At 56.8% G+C, this 14752-nt stretch carries 17 protein-coding genes; 6 read left to right on the top strand and 11 right to left on the bottom strand.

Annotation, left to right across the window (positions count from 1 at the left end; translation table 11 throughout):
• Positions 1–3: 3 nt before the first annotated feature.
• On the bottom strand, positions 4–1062 hold the full coding sequence (tsaD, locus tag ACFPDR_RS07980) for a tRNA (adenosine(37)-N6)-threonylcarbamoyltransferase complex transferase subunit TsaD (protein ID WP_009462097.1): 1059 nt from the start codon (positions 1060–1062) through the stop codon (positions 4–6).
• Positions 1063–1250: 188 nt separating this feature from the next.
• Here tsaD and ACFPDR_RS07975 point away from each other — a divergent pair, with 188 nt between their 5' ends.
• Together ACFPDR_RS07975 and trxA are read left to right on the top strand one after the other, a co-directional pair.
• Positions 1251–2543, top strand: coding sequence for an NCS2 family permease (locus ACFPDR_RS07975; protein WP_021446536.1), 1293 nt, complete (start codon positions 1251–1253; stop codon positions 2541–2543).
• Positions 2544–2663: 120 nt separating this feature from the next.
• Positions 2664–3044: a thioredoxin gene (trxA, locus tag ACFPDR_RS07970; RefSeq protein ID WP_009462103.1), complete on the top strand. Its 381-nt coding sequence runs from the start codon at positions 2664–2666 to the stop codon at positions 3042–3044.
• Between the two features lie 63 nt (positions 3045–3107).
• Here trxA and ACFPDR_RS07965 read toward each other — a convergent pair whose 3' ends face one another.
• From ACFPDR_RS07965 to tadA, 6 genes are all read right to left on the bottom strand, one after another.
• Positions 3108–3371: a DUF2024 family protein gene (locus tag ACFPDR_RS07965; protein ID WP_009462104.1), complete on the bottom strand. Its 264-nt coding sequence runs from the start codon at positions 3369–3371 to the stop codon at positions 3108–3110.
• A 24-nt stretch (positions 3372–3395) separates the two neighbouring features.
• Complete coding sequence (locus tag ACFPDR_RS07960; protein ID WP_009462106.1) at positions 3396–3926, bottom strand: peroxiredoxin family protein; 531 nt, start codon at positions 3924–3926, stop codon at positions 3396–3398.
• 208 nt (positions 3927–4134) lie between these two features.
• Entirely contained in the window at positions 4135–4731 is a 597-nt protein-coding gene (locus ACFPDR_RS07955; protein WP_203145786.1) for an IMPACT family protein, read from the bottom strand.
• Positions 4732–4739: 8 nt separating this feature from the next.
• Positions 4740–6338: an ABC-F family ATPase gene (locus ACFPDR_RS07950; RefSeq protein WP_203145785.1), complete on the bottom strand. Its 1599-nt coding sequence runs from the start codon at positions 6336–6338 to the stop codon at positions 4740–4742.
• 63 nt (positions 6339–6401) lie between these two features.
• Positions 6402–7364, bottom strand: a complete 963-nt coding sequence (locus ACFPDR_RS07945) for an LD-carboxypeptidase (RefSeq protein ID WP_060185160.1) — start codon at positions 7362–7364, stop codon at positions 6402–6404.
• A 39-nt stretch (positions 7365–7403) separates the two neighbouring features.
• Positions 7404–7952, bottom strand: a complete 549-nt coding sequence (gene tadA, locus ACFPDR_RS07940; RefSeq protein WP_083053928.1) for a tRNA adenosine(34) deaminase TadA — start codon at positions 7950–7952, stop codon at positions 7404–7406.
• A gap of 61 nt (positions 7953–8013) precedes the next feature.
• Here tadA and ACFPDR_RS07935 point away from each other — a divergent pair, with 61 nt between their 5' ends.
• Both ACFPDR_RS07935 and ACFPDR_RS07930 read left to right on the top strand, forming a co-directional pair.
• The gene (locus ACFPDR_RS07935) at positions 8014–8958 is read left to right on the top strand and encodes an ABC transporter ATP-binding protein (protein WP_009462116.1); all 945 of its coding nucleotides are present in this window, start codon (positions 8014–8016) and stop codon (positions 8956–8958) included.
• Positions 8955–9716 carry an ABC transporter permease gene (locus ACFPDR_RS07930; RefSeq protein ID WP_009462119.1) on the top strand — a complete coding sequence of 254 codons (762 nt, stop codon included), beginning with the start codon at positions 8955–8957 and terminating at the stop codon, positions 9714–9716. The genes ACFPDR_RS07935 and ACFPDR_RS07930 overlap by 4 nt, the downstream gene beginning before the upstream one ends.
• Before the next feature lie 91 nt (positions 9717–9807).
• On the opposite strand, the gene ACFPDR_RS07925 is transcribed toward ACFPDR_RS07930, so the two are convergent.
• The 3 genes from ACFPDR_RS07925 to ACFPDR_RS07915 form a co-directional block, all read right to left on the bottom strand.
• Complete coding sequence (locus tag ACFPDR_RS07925) at positions 9808–10326, bottom strand: GNAT family N-acetyltransferase (protein ID WP_371476764.1); 519 nt, start codon at positions 10324–10326, stop codon at positions 9808–9810.
• A 48-nt stretch (positions 10327–10374) separates the two neighbouring features.
• Positions 10375–10860, bottom strand: a complete 486-nt coding sequence (locus ACFPDR_RS07920; RefSeq protein WP_009462123.1) for a YajQ family cyclic di-GMP-binding protein — start codon at positions 10858–10860, stop codon at positions 10375–10377.
• Between the two features lie 74 nt (positions 10861–10934).
• On the bottom strand, positions 10935–12587 hold the full coding sequence (locus tag ACFPDR_RS07915; RefSeq protein WP_239054314.1) for an acyl-CoA synthetase: 1653 nt from the start codon (positions 12585–12587) through the stop codon (positions 10935–10937).
• Positions 12588–12786: 199 nt separating this feature from the next.
• On the opposite strand from ACFPDR_RS07915, the gene crcB reads away from it, so the two are divergent.
• Together crcB and ACFPDR_RS07905 are read left to right on the top strand one after the other, a co-directional pair.
• Positions 12787–13173: a fluoride efflux transporter CrcB gene (gene crcB, locus ACFPDR_RS07910; RefSeq protein ID WP_009462127.1), complete on the top strand. Its 387-nt coding sequence runs from the start codon at positions 12787–12789 to the stop codon at positions 13171–13173.
• On the top strand, positions 13170–13922 hold the full coding sequence (locus tag ACFPDR_RS07905; RefSeq protein WP_060185162.1) for a glutamine amidotransferase: 753 nt from the start codon (positions 13170–13172) through the stop codon (positions 13920–13922). Before crcB ends, ACFPDR_RS07905 begins: the two co-directional genes overlap by 4 nt.
• Here ACFPDR_RS07905 and ACFPDR_RS07900 read toward each other — a convergent pair.
• Complete coding sequence (locus ACFPDR_RS07900) at positions 13871–14698, bottom strand: AraC family transcriptional regulator (protein ID WP_115633768.1); 828 nt, start codon at positions 14696–14698, stop codon at positions 13871–13873. The two genes, ACFPDR_RS07905 and ACFPDR_RS07900, sit on opposite strands and share 52 nt — an antisense overlap.
• Positions 14699–14752: the final 54 nt, after the last annotated feature.

Genomic DNA, 14752 nt, shown 5'->3' with positions numbered 1-14752 from the left:
GCACTAACGCTCTTGCTGGGAGACAGGCTGGTTCACACAAGCCAGATCCCAGCGAGGCCGGATGGCAAAGCCATGCTGGCTATCATCCAAAGTCACCAAACCATGCTTGACCCGCATGGCCGCCGCAAAAGCAATCATGGCACCGTTATCGGTACAGAATTCCAGCGGCGGAAAGAACACCTCGCCCTTCAAACGCGCCACGGCTTTCTGTAAATAAGCCCGCAAGTGGCGGTTGGCGCCCACACCACCGGCAACCACCAGACGTTTCAAGCCCGTTTGCTTCAAGGCCTTGATCGCCTTGGCGGCCAGCACGTCCACAATGGCGGCCTCGGTCGCAGCAGCCAGATCAGCGCGTTGCTGTTCGGTAATCCCGCCCTCTTCCGCTTCCAGCTTGCGCAAGCGCGTCAGCACGGCAGTTTTTAAACCACTAAAGCTGAAATCCAGATCCTTGCTGTGCATCATGGGACGCGGCAGCTCGTACACGCTGGGGTCACCCTGTTCAGCCAGACGCGACAAGGCCGGGCCGCCGGGATAACCCAGGCCCATCAGCTTGGCGCTTTTATCAAAGGCTTCGCCTGCTGCATCGTCCAGCGTTTCACCCAGCAATTCATACTGACCCACACCATCTACACGCATCAGCTGAGTGTGGCCACCCGAGACCAGCAAGGCCACAAAGGGAAAGTCGGGACGCGGCTCGGCCAATAAGGGCGAGAGCAAATGACCTTCCAGGTGATGGATAGCAATCGTCGGTTTTTTCAGCGACCAGGCAATCGACTGCGCCACACTAGCTCCCACCAGCAAGGCACCGGCCAGACCGGGGCCGGCGGTATAGGCAATGGCATCGACCTGATCGAGCTGCATATGGCAAGAAGCCAACACCTGCCGTGTCAAAGGCAGGACGCGACGGATATGATCGCGAGAGGCCAGTTCAGGCACCACCCCACCATATTCACGGTGCATGGCGATCTGGCTGTGCAAGGCATGGGCCAGCAGGCCCTGTTCCGTGCTGACCAGCGCCACGCCAGTTTCATCGCAGGAACTTTCAAATCCAAGAATATTCATGGCGCTTATTTTAGCCTGCTGTATTGGGGAAAATAGGAATTTATCCCCTCAAGACAATCAGCGGATAGTGTCTGGGTTGTGCCGATACATCGCGACAAAGGGGGGCGACGCAGTGGCACACTCGTGGTTAAAATCCCGCATCGATAATTTCACGCTCCGATCGCCTAATAATCACAAGGAGGCTGCCCATGTTTGAACGTCTCTTCAAACTCACTGAGCATGGCACCAACGTCCGTACCGAGGTCCTGGCAGGTATCACTACCTTCCTGACCATGTCCTACATTATTTTTGTGAATCCAGACATCCTGTCGTCCACAGGGATGGATCGCAATGCCATTTTTGTAGCCACCTGCCTGGCTGCTGCTCTGGGCACGTTCATCATGGCCTTTGTGGCCAACTGGCCTATCGGCATGGCACCGGGCATGGGCCTGAACGCCTTTTTTGCCTTCACCGTGGTCGCCACCCTGGGCTATACCTGGCAACAGGCGCTGGGCGCGGTCTTTATTTCCGGCGTGATCTTCCTGATTCTAACGGTGACTGGCATCCGGTCCTGGCTGATTCGGGGCATTCCCAAATCCCTGCAAAGCGCCATTGCCGCCGGTATCGGCATGTTCCTGGGCCTGATCGCCCTGATGAACTCGGGTATTGTGGTGGCCCACCCTGCCACCAAGATTGGTCTGGGCGACCTGACCCAGCCCGCAGCCCTGTACGCAATTCTGGGCTTCTTTATTATTGCCGCCCTGGACGCACTGAAGGTGCGCGGTGCAATCCTGATCGGCATTCTGGCCGTGACCATTCTGTCCATGCTGACCGGTCACAGCGAATTTGGTGGTGTCGTCTCCACCCCACCCTCGCTGATGCCCACCTTCATGCAGCTGGACATCATGGGTGCCCTGCACACCGGCTTTGTGCACGTGATTCTGGTGCTGGTGCTGGTTGAAGTGTTTGATGCCACCGGCACCATGATCGGGGTTGCCAAGCGTGCCCGCCTGATTGAAGAAGGCAAGCCCAATCGCCTGGGCCGCGCCCTGCTGGCTGACAGTACCGCCATTGTGGCCGGTTCCATGCTGGGTACCAGCAGCACCACCGCCTACGTGGAAAGCGCCTCGGGTGTGCAAGCCGGTGGCCGTACCGGTCTGACAGCGCTGACCATTGGTGTCCTGTTCCTGCTGGCCCTGTTTTTCTCGCCACTGGCCGCGACCGTTCCCGGTTACGCCACCGCCCCCGCCTTGCTGTACGTGGCGTGCTTGATGATGCGCGAAATCACTGAAGTGAAATGGGACGACATGACCGAGGCCGTGCCTGCGGCCCTGGCTGCCTTCACCATGCCCTTCACCTACTCGATTGCCAACGGTCTGGCCTTTGGTTTTATCAGCTACGTGATCCTGAAGCTGACAACCGGCCGCTGGCGCAGTATCCACCTGGCCACACTGATTGTCGCCATCTTGTTTGTGATCAAGTACGCAATCGCTACGGAATGAAAAACCCTTTAGCAAACTCGTTTGGCGCTTTAGGGCTGCCTGGAAAACGAGTACACTGATTGCATGTTTAACGAAGCGGCTGAACACCATCAGCCGCTTTTTTATTGCGGAGGCTCCCCCATGAGCATCGTCGAACTGAACGAAGAAACATTCCAGGCTGCAGTAGAAGACGGCAAACCCCTGATCATCGACTTCTGGGCTCCTTGGTGCGGTCCATGTCGCCAATTCGCCCCTGTCTTTGACGCAGCAGCGGCCAAGCACCCCGGCGTGACCTTTGGCAAGGTGAACACGGAAGAAGAGCAGGAACTGGCCGCTGGCCTGCGTATTCGCTCCATTCCTACCCTGATGGTCTTCCGTGAGAACGTCTTGCTGTTCTCGCAAGCCGGTGCCCTCTCCGCTGCCCAGCTGGACGATCTGATCGAACAGGTCCAGGCTGTGGACATGGAAAAAGTCCATGCTGAAATTGCTGCCCAGCAAAACCAGCAGCCTGACCAGGCCTGATTTGCCCGGCCTCAGAAAAAACGCCAGACGGTTTGTCTGGCGTTTTTTTTGTAGAAATGCGATTTAGTCGCAGTTTTCCAGCTCGATAATCGCGAAGCCACTGCGTTTGATTTCATTTTCGACCGGCGCAGAAGCCATTTCCGTATGGCAGAAGCGGCACTCGCGCGAGGTGAAGTTTTCAACATTCACCCCTTTGGCCGCCAGATAACGCTGACCATAACTCAAGACCTTGTCCATATCCTTGGCATCGTCACTGACCAAGATATCAAAGTGCATACGACGCCCGTCAGGACGCACAACGTAGGTATCAAACACCGCAATCTTCATGACAAACCCTTTTCAGCAAAAAACCTAGTAGGTACAGGTCGGCCCGCAAGAGGAAGAATCCTGCTTGTCCGCCACCCCCTCTTTCTTGTCTGCTTGCGCCGGGCGGCGAGCAATCAGCTGGCCGACAAACGCACCCAGACGCAGATCGTCCAGATGGCCCAATTCCTTCAAGGCCAGATTGCCATCACGGTCAAAAATAATGGTAGATGGTGTCCCGCCCAGGCCCCACTCCTTCATGGTGCGCGGCAAGGGGCCGCTGTCTGAAGGCTGATCAATGGCGATGGGGAAATTCAAGCGGTACTCGTGGGCAAACGCCTGCAAAGCCGCAGGGCCCATCACGTCGTGATGCTCGAACACGCTATGCAGGCCTATGATGCGCAGATCATCGCGCGAGAACAGCGTATCCAGCTTCTTGGCTTGCGGCAGGCTGTTGATGACACAACCAGGGCAAAGCATCTGAAAGGCCGTGACCACCACCACGCGGCCACGCAAGGACGCCAAGCTTAATGGAGCGGTCGTATTGAGCCACTGGCTGGCATGGATCTCGTAGGACATGGCTTACACCCACAATGCTGACTAAACCCGATCATACCCGCAGGCTGGATACAGACTTAGAAGGAATCAGAGGTATTTAGTATGGCCACTGCCTGGACGGTGCAGAGGGATAATCGTCTGGAAAAGATACCTTTTCGTCCAGAAAACTCCATCAAGGAAGATGGCGACCAGAGGTCCATTGCAGACCTTGGGCAGAACCGAGGGTGACTTAGGCTTGCTCCAGGGGTTCACATTCCCCCTGACCACGCGTCATATTGATAAAGGACTGTTGAAAATCTGCTTTATGCTCGAGCGGCAGATTCAACAGCCACTGCACACCTTCAGCATCGAATTGCTCGTCCTGAACCTGAACGCCAAAGCTGTCGAAACGGGATTGAACCAAAGCCAGATCGGCAAAGGAGCAACGGCAGCGCAAAGCCGCCATGGGAATCAGTTCCTGTTTGTCAGCAAGACGCAAACATTGAGCGGCCACGCCGCCATAGGCGCGCACCAGGCCACCCGTACCCAGCTTGACGCCCCCAAACCAACGTATCACCAGTACCGCAACACGGTCGCAATCCTGGCCTTCTATGGCTTGCAAAATGGGACGCCCGGCCGTGCCGCCGGGTTCGCCATCATCGTTAAAGCGGTATTCCGACCCGATCTTGTAGGCCCAGCAATTATGCGTGGCATCGGGCACACCCTTGGCCTGGAAAAAAGCCAAAGCCTGGCTGGCACTGTCTACAGGCGCAGCCAGTGCCAGAAAGCGGCTTTTTTTGATGTCCTGCTCGAAGCTGGTGGGCTCACGCAGGGTAAAGACCGCCACCCCTAGCCTCAGTCCTGCTCGCGGCTGGCCAGGTAATCTTCGTAGCCACCGCGGTAATCCACCAGACGGCCTTCTGGCATCACTTCGATAATGCGGGTTGCCACGCCGGAGACGAACTCGCGGTCATGGGACACGAAGATCAGAGTGCCTTCAAACTTTTCCATGGCCATCTGCAAGGACTCGATCGATTCCATATCCAGGTGGTTGGTCGGTTCGTCCAGGAGCATGACGTTGTGACGACCCAGCATCAGACGCGAGAAAGTCATGCGGTTTTTCTCGCCACCCGACAGCACTTTCACGGGCTTGATGATGTCATCGGCCGAGAACAACATGCGGCCCAGCACCGAGCGCAAAGACTGATCGTCGTCGCCGGCCTGACGGAACTGGCTGATCCAGTCAAACACATTGTCTTCGGTATCGAACTCGTCCGAGACGTCCTGAGCCATATAGCCGATATCAGCGTTCTCGGACCAGACCACCGAGCCGCTGTCAGGAGTCAGATCACCGGCCAGCAAACGCAGCAAAGTCGTCTTACCCACACCGTTCGCACCCACAATCGCAATTTTCTCGCCCGCTTCAATCATGGCCGAGAAGTTCTTGATGATGGGATGATCGTAGGACTTGCTCAAGCCCTCGACCGTCACGGCCAGGCGATGCAGAACTTTTTTCTGCTCAAAACGAATAAACGGGTTCTGACGCGAAGAAGGCTTCACTTCGATGGTCTCTGCCTTCAAGCGACCAATCTGTTTCAGTCGCGAGGTAGCCTGACGGGACTTGGACTTGTTGGCGGCAAAACGGCGCACAAAGTCCTGCAGCTCGCCAATACGCTCTTTGGCCTTGGAGTTGGCCGCCAGCACACGTTCGCGCGACTGCACCGACGCCAGCATGTAATCGTCGTAGTTGCCGGGGTAGACACGCAGCTCGCCGTAATCCAGGTCAGCCATGTGAGTGCAGACCTGATTCAGGAAGTGACGATCGTGACTGATGATGATCATGGTGCTCTGGTAGCTGTTGAGCACATCTTCCAGCCAACGGATGGTGTTGATATCCAGGTTGTTGGTCGGCTCGTCCAGCAGCAGAACATCGGGGTTGGAGAACAGGGCCTGTGCCAGCAGCACACGCAGTTTCCAGCCCGGAGCAATTTCGCTCATGGGCAACTGATGCTGTTCGACCGGAATTTCCAGACCCATCAGCAATTCACCGGCACGGCTCTCGGCGGTATAACCGTCGTACTCGGCAAAACGGGCCTCCAGTTCGGCGGCCTTCATATAGTCTTCTTCGGTGGCCTCTGGATTGTCGTAGATGGCATCACGCTCTTGCATGGTGCTCCACATTTCTGTGTGGCCCATCAGCACCACGTCCAGCACACGTTTGTCTTCGTAGGCAAACTGGTCCTGACGCAGCTTGCCCAGGCGCACGCCCGGATCCAGCGATACATTACCCCCGCTTGGCTCCAGGTCGCCGCCAATGATTTTCATGAAGGTAGACTTGCCCGACCCGTTGGCACCAATCAGGCCATAACGGTTGCCTCCGCCCAGTTTGACACTGACGTTTTCAAATAAAGGCTTGGCACCAAACTGGATCGTTAAATTAGCGGTGGAGATCACGTAAACGTACTTTGAAAAAGGTTGAGTTCAACCCAGTAGTGTATCAAGCAGGCGCGAAATCCGTTAGTGTTCGTGCTCATCCAGAACCAGATAAGCCATGCCGTCCTCGGTAGCCAGGCCCACTTCCTTGCCAATAGGCAGGCTGACCTTGACGTCCACATGGCCATAAGGCAGGCCCGTTACGACCGGGACTTTGACGGTTTCACGCAACCAGCGCACCACCGAATCCATATCAAAGCCGTTATCCGAAGCACCTGTCTTGTAAGCCGTAAAACGGCCCAATACCACCGCCATCTGACGATTGAGCACGCCGGCATGCCAGAGCTGCGTCAACATGCGCTCGACTCGGTACGGTGCTTCACCCACGTCTTCCAGGAACAAGATACCGCCGTTGATATTGGGGAAGTACGGCGTGCCCAGCAAGGAGCAAACCAGGGCCAGATTGCCGCCCCACAGAACACCGTGACCATCGACGGCATCCGAACCCTCGGACTCAAAGCTGAACAGCTCCAGCTCGCCACGCATCAATTCGCCAAACAGTTCGGTCGTCAATTCATCGGTTTCATCGCCACCAAAGTCCGCAATGGCGGTGGGGCCGGTGTAGCTGATAGCGCCAGTTTGCGCCAGCAAGGCCAGATTGAAGGCCGTGAAATCCGACATGCCGACAAAACGCTTGCCACTGTCGGCTACCGCGCGCCAGTCGATCTGGCCCAGAATGCGGCTTAAACCGTAGCCACCGCGTGTCGCCATCACAATGGGCTGAGGCTGTTGCAAGGAACGCTGTACCGCAGCCAGACGCTGAGCGTCCGTGCCGGCAAAGCGTTCATCCACCGCCAGGGCATCCGCGTCTATGTCCACGGCAAAGCCCAGTTGGTTCAGGCGCTGGCTTGCCAGCTCCAGGCGTTTGGGTTCAAGGATCTGGCCAGAGGGCGAAAACAGGTAAATGCCCGAACTGTCCTGCTGCCCACAATGGCACTGGCCATGTTCGTGGTGATGGTGATGATGGTCGTGCTCGGGGCTGCTCATGATTAACCTTGAAAATAAAGTGCTGACATTTTAGCGAGACTACTGGGCGCCATCCAGCGGCGATTGGACTGTTTGAGCCTGCTTTTGCAACTTCTTCTGTTCGCGTCGTTCGCGGAAAAAATCCCGCAAGGCCTGGGCCGCCTCTTCGGACATCAAACCACCCGAGACACGGGTGTGGTGATTCAGAGTGGGATGCAAATGCAAGGACTCCACACTGCCACACACTCCGGTCTTCGGATCGGCTGCGGCCCACACCACCCGCGACAGACGCGCATGCAACAAGGCCCCCAAGCACATCATGCAAGGCTCAAGAGTCACAAACAGACTGGCTCCGGGCAAACGGTAATTGCCAACTTTACGCGTCGCGGCGCGCAAGGCCACGATCTCGGCATGCTGGGTGGGATCGTGATCACAAACCGTGCGATTGGAGCCCACAGACAGCAGCCTGCCGTCCGCATCCAATAGTACGGCACCTACGGGCACCTCACCGATGCTGGCCGCCTGTTGAGCCTGCTCCAAGGCTAAAGCCATAGCCTGAGCATCACTCAAAACGTCACTCTCTGTTGGCGGTGGTAAGCTAGTTGGCATCGTCAAATCCATTGCGTTATTCAAACCCTGTCGGCACAGCAAAAGGGTCATTTTACTGTCTATGCAGAACACTCCTGATTCTCACGCTATTTTGCGTGTTCGAGGCCTGAGCAAACAATACGCAAACGGGCATCAAGCCCTGCACGCTTTGGACCTGGATATTTGGCGGGGCGAGATTTTTGCCCTGCTCGGCTCCAACGGCGCAGGCAAAACCACCTTGATCAGTATTATCTGCGGGCTGGTCAATCGCAGCAGCGGCACCGTTCTGGTAGATGGCGCAGACAATGTCGCCGACTACAAGCGCGCCCGCCAGAAAATTGGCCTGGTGCCGCAAGAGCTAAGCGCCGATTCCTTCGAGACAGTCTGGAATACTGTCAGCTTCAGCCGTGGCCTGTTTGGCAAAGCCCCCAATCCGGCCCTGATCGAGCAGATTCTGAAGGACTTGTCGCTATGGGACAAGAAAGACAGTCCCTTGATTACGCTCTCGGGCGGCATGAAACGCCGCGTCCTGATCGCCAAGGCGCTTTCCCATGAACCGGAAATCCTGTTTCTGGATGAACCCACCGCCGGTGTGGACGTGGCCTTGCGCCAAGGCATGTGGGCCTTGGTGAAACGGCTGCGCAGCCAGGGGGTCACCATTATTCTGACCACCCACTACATCGAAGAAGCCCAGGAGATGGCCGACCGCATCGGCTTCATCAATAAAGGTTCACTGCAGCTGGTGGAAACCAAAGACAATCTGATGCGCCGCCTGGGCGGTAAAACCCTGAGCCTGAATCTGGCCGAGCCGATCAGCGCCCTGCCCGCTGCGCTGGAAACGCTGGGACTGCAAAGCACTGCCGACGGCATGAGCCTGCTCTACCCCTTGACCAACCGCGAACAAGGTCATGACCTGAGCAATTTGCTGGCGGCAGTTGGGCAAGCGGGGCTGACCATTACCGACATCCATACCCGCGAGCGCAGTCTGGAAGATATTTACGTTGAGTTTGTAGGGGCACAGTCATGAACTGGTACGCCATCCTGGCCATTTATCGCTACGAAATGTCACGCACCCGACGCACCCTGCTGCAAAGCATCGTAGCCCCCGTGATTTCCACCGCCTTGTATTTTGTGGTGTTTGGCGCTGCCATTGGCCATCGCATCAATGAAATCGGCGGCGTGCCCTATGGCGCGTTTATCGTGCCTGGGCTGACCATGTTGTCGGTGTTGACCCATAGCGTCTCCAACGCCGCCTTCGGAATTTACTTTCCGCGCTTTACGCGCAATATCTACGAGATTCTGTCTGCCCCCATTTCACACTTCGAGGTGACCTTGGCCTTTGTGGGCGCAGCAGCCACCAAGTCACTGTTTCTGGCGGCCATCATCCTGATCACGGCGCGCTTATTTGTGCCTTACGAGATTGCCCACCCTATCTGGATGCTGTGCTTTCTGGCCTTAACCGCCCTGACCTTCAGTCTATTGGGTTTCATTATCGGTATCTGGGCCGACAACTTTGAAAAGCTGCAATTCGTGCCCATGCTGATTCTGACGCCACTGACCTTTTTGGGCGGCACCTTCTATTCCATCGACATGCTGCCCGAGTTCTGGCAAAAACTGACCTTGCTGAACCCGGTGCTGTACCTGATCAGCGGCTTTCGCTGGAGTTTCTTTGATCTGGCCGATGTGAATGTGTGGCTGAGCCTGGGCATGACACTGCTGTTTTTAAGTGTGTTTCTTGCCGTGGCGGGCTGGATTTTCAAAACGGGCTATCGATTGCGCCCGTAAATAAAAAAGGCCGGGAATATTTCCCGGCCTTTTTTTGAGAACTCGAACAGGGCACGCAGCCGCTAGATACTGAACGTCTCCTCAGAACAGTTCAATCGGGATGCACAGCGCAATCCATAAAACTGGCTTGCTCTCCATACTGACGCAGCTTTGCTTCCAGCACGGGTGCAGGCACCCCTTCAATCGGCTTGTAGCCCAGACGCTGCCAATAGCCCACGGCCGGTCCCAAAGACACCAGACTGCAACGACGCAAGCCACGCTGCCAGGCATAGCGGCGACCGGCTTGCAACAAAGCTCCGGCCACCCCACGGCCTTGCGCGCGACGCATCACGGCGCAGTCGTGAATAAACCATTGGTCTGCGGGCGAAGGCAGGCTATTCAACGCATCGCCCAGGGACGGCGGCAAAAGGCCCGCCCAAGGGTAGGACACCAAATAACCCTGCAGTTGATTGTCGGTATCACGTGCCACCCAGCAGCTATCCGGAGCCAGATCCAGACGGTTCTGATAGAAGCTGCGGTCTTCCAGAATATCCGCGTCGTACACATCCGCCTGGACTTCCAGCACCTGGCTCAGATCGTGCACACGCATTAATTCAATTCGTACATTCATAGCTGATACACGGCGGCATCACGTCACCACCGTGCCGTTTCACTCGGTTTAGTCGCGGAAATTATCGTACTGCAAAGGCAATTCCACATCGGTCTGTTTCAACAGAGCGATGGCAGCCTGCAAGTCGTCCCGTTTCTTGCCGGTTACACGCAGTTTTTCACCTTGAATCTGCGTCTCCACTTTCAGCTTGGCGTTCTTGATGGCAGCGATCAGTTTCTTGGACGTAGGCTGGTCCAGACCCTGACGCACTTTCACTTTCTGACGCGCGCCGGCCACGTTTTCCAGAACCTTCTCGGTCTCCAGGCAGCGCACATCAATACCGCGGGCAGCAATACGGCCACGCAGAATCTGCATCATTTGCTCGAGCTGAAACACGCTGGGAGCCGATTGCAAAATGGTGTTCTCGTCTTCGAGTTCAAATTTGGCATCCGTACCTTTGAAGTCAAAACGGGTAGCCAGTTCGCGGCTGGCTTGTTCCACTGCATTACGCAGTTCGTGGGTGTTGACCTCGGATACAACGTCAAAAGATGGCATTCCTAACCGTCCTGTTCCTTAAGTGCAGACAGGCCGCATGAAGCGACCTGTGTGCTTTTTAGAAAACGCTGGCCTTAGTCCGAAGCGGCTTGCTTGGCCTGCTGACGCAGCGCGAATTTCTGTATTTTACCTGTTGCCGTTTTGGGCAACTCCATAAAACTGAAATATCGCGGTATTTTAAAGCCAGCCAAGTACTGACGGCAATGCGCGCGCAGTTCTTCCACCGTCACTTCCGCACCGGGGCGCAGCTCCACATAAACGTGAGGCGCTTCACCCCAACGCTCGTCCGGCTGGGCTACAACGGCCGCCGCCTGCACGGCTGGATGGCGATACATGACGTCTTCAATCTCAATGGAAGAAATGTTCTCGCCCCCGGAAATGATGATGTCCTTGCTGCGATCCTTGATACGTACGTAGCCGTCCGGCTCGCACACGGCCAGGTCGCCGGTATGGAACCAGCCACCGCCCAGGGATTCCTGGGTGGCCTGCGCGTTCTTCAAATACCCCTTCATGGTGATATTGCCGCGGAACATGATCTCGCCCATAGTCTCGCCATCGGCAGGAACGGGCTCCATGGTTTGCGGATTCAAAACCTGTACGCCCCCTTGCAGGTGATAACGCACACCTTGACGGGCATTGCGCTGCGCACGTTCCTGGATATCCAGTTCACTCCAGGGTGCATGCTGCGCACAGACCGAGGCGGGGCCATAAGTTTCGGTCAGGCCGTAAACGTGGGTCAGCGCAAAGCCCATGCGCTCCATCCCTTCAATCATGGTGGCCGGAGGTGCAGCGCCTGCCACCATGGCCGACACGCCCTTGGGCAGGCGGGACTTCAGCGCTTCGTCGGAGTTGACCAGCAGGGAGTGCACAATCGGTGCACCACAGTAGTGGGTGACGCCGTAATCGACCATATTGTCGACCATGGCCTGGGCTTCCACCTTGCGCAAACAGACGTTCACACCAGCACGGGCTGCAATCACCCAGGGGAAAGTCCAACCATTGCAATGGAACATGGGCAGGGTCCACAGATAGACCGCATGCTTGGGCATGTCCCATTCCAAGACGTTGGACAAGGCCCCCAGATACGCGCCACGGTGATGGTAGACCACGCCTTTGGGCTTGCCGGTGGTACCGCTGGTGTAGTTCAGGGCAATCGCATCCCACTCGTTGGCGGGCAATTGCCAGTCGTAATCCGGGTCGCCTCCGTCCACGAACTCTTCGTAAGTTTGCGAGCCGATACGTTCTGCGCCAGTGTCAAAATAATTGTCCACGACGTCGATGACCAGAATGGGCTCTTTGCTTTCGCGCAGGCTCAAGGCTTCTTTCATGACGGCGGCAAATTCGCTGTCCACCAGCACCGCACGCGCTTCGCCGTGGTCCAGCATATAAGCGATGGTGCTGGCATCCAGACGGGTATTCAAGGTATTCAGTACGGCACCACACATGGGCACACCAAAGTGTGCCTGAACCATGGGCGGAGTATTGGGCAACATCACGGCCACGGTATCGCCTTTGCCAACCCCAGCCTTGGACAGCGCACTGCCCAGCTGACGAGTACGGGCATACAGCTGCGACCAGCTCATCTTGATGCCGTTTTGGGCGGGCCCGTAAACCAGAGCCGGGTAGTCAGGGTAGACAAAAGCACTGCGCTCGATGAAATCCAGCGGCGACAAAACACGATAATTGGCGTCTGTCTGGGGCAAATCCTGATCGTAAATACTCACCACAAAGTCTCCAAAAAAGGGCGGGCTAACCGAAATTCACGGCGGTCCGTCTGATAATTGCGCTCTTACATTAGCTGGCTACGCGCCTTTGGGCAAGGTCGCCTTTTCAGTCATAGAGGCGCATAATGACACGCTATCCTAGGTATATATCGCGACCGGCTGACTGCTCGCTGACAGTTTGCCCCCTACCTGAAGGCCCTTCATGCCCGTAGCCATGCTGTATATTGCCGCCGGTGGTGCCCTGGGCGCATTGGCGCGTTGGTTCTTGAGTCAGGCTTTGAATGCCCTGTTCCCCACCCTGCCCCCCGGTACTTTGCTGGCTAACTTGATTGGCGGCTATTTGATGGGTATCGCAATGGCCTATTTCAGCGGCTTGGGCCTGGGTCACGAAGGCTGGCGCATGTTCGTCATGACGGGCTTTCTGGGTGGCCTGACCACTTTTTCCACCTTTTCCGCCGAGATCATGACCTTGATGATGCAGCAGCGTTATCTGTGGGCCATGGGCGGCATTGCCATCCACGTTGCCGGTTCCCTGCTCATGCTGGGTCTGGGCATGGCCACGTGGAGCCTGTTTCGGGGGCAAGCATGATAGACGTCCATTTTCTTCAGGCCGGCTCTCCTCCTCCTGATGTCGAGCAGCGTTTTGGCAACCAGAATGCCTGGTTCAAACGCGCTTTGCAGCCCCTGGATGTCAATGTCCACACCTGGCGAGTCCATCAGGATGATGCCCTGCCTGCGCCGGACTGCCCCGACCCGGTGGTGATCAGCGGTTCCTGGAGCATGGTCACCGACAAGCTGGACTGGAGCGAAAACCTGGCCGCCTGGATTCGGGAACGCTATCAGACACACATGCCCTTGCTGGGGATTTGCTATGGCCATCAATTAATGGCCCACGCCTTGGGCGGGCGCGTGGATTACCACCCCAAGGGGGCCGAGGTCGGCTACCTGCCCATTCACTTGTCCGAGCAGGCCCACGAGCATGAACTGCTGGCCAATCTGCCCATGCAATTTCCTGCCCTGCTGACGCACCAACAAAGCGTATTGAGCTTGCCCGAGCATGTGGAAATACTGGGCAGCTCTGCGCATGATCCGCATCAAATACTGCGTTATGGCCCCGCGCAGTGGTCGATTCAGTTTCACCCTGAATTTTTTGCCGGCCTGCTACGTTACTGCGTGCTGCGCAAGGCCGAATCCTGGCGAGCCCAAGGCATAGATCCCCAAACACTGGCAGACCCTATTCAGGACACGCCCGACGCCCATCGTCTGCTGTGCAATTTTGTACAGGCTTACTCGTCCAGCGGCCCTAATGGCCGACGGAAAAACTCGCCGGGCGTTTGACCCATCAAATCCCGAAAAGCTGCCACAAAGGCCGACATGCTTTCATAGCCACAAGCTAACGCGACATCAGTGACACGCTCGTGCCGCTCCAGCAAAGGCAAGGCACTCATGACGCGCAGTCGCTGACGCCAGACCCGGAACGTCAGCCCGGTCTGCTGACGAAACAGACGGCTCAGGGTTTTTTCTGACAAACCCTGTTGCTCTGCCAAATCCTGCAAACTCCAATCGCCCGAAGGTTGGGCCTGCAATTGCTCGCAGACCTGCAAAAGACGCGGGTCCGAAGGCCAAGGCAGAATCAGGCCACTTTCAGGCGCCGCCAGCAAACGATCCAGCAGGACTTGCACCAGACGCCCCTGCGCCCCCTCACGCTCGTACAGCACAGGCAAAAGGCTGAACTCGCGTATCAGCTCGCGCAGCAAGCGGTCTACCACGACCACTCGACACACCGTAGGGGCCTCTGGCAAGGCGCTGACATCAATATAAAGACTACGAATCTGCGCATCAGGCGAGCTACGCACCCCATGTTCCACACCCGCAGGCACCCATACCGCCTGCTGAGGCGGCGCCATGAAGCGCCCGCTGGCAGTACGCACTTCGATCACCCCCGTCAGCGCATAGGAAAACTGCACCCAGGGATGCCGATGTGGGCGGGCAATGGCCTGATTGGGCAAGGTACGCTCCTGACCATATAAAGGCCTGGGTAGATAGCGCAACTGCTGCAAACTCTCCGGAATTCGCTCCGCAGGCATCAGAATGTCCGTTTGTCGATAATCCATATCCGTTTAGCGATAAACCCCCAAAAAGGTCTACGGTAAAGTGAGGCCTTTCAT

The organism is Alcaligenes sp. GCM10023179 (assembly GCF_042653705.1).
GTDB classification, from domain to species: domain Bacteria; phylum Pseudomonadota; class Gammaproteobacteria; order Burkholderiales; family Burkholderiaceae_B; genus Alcaligenes; species Alcaligenes phenolicus.
This window is presented reverse-complemented; position numbering and strand designations above follow the sequence as displayed.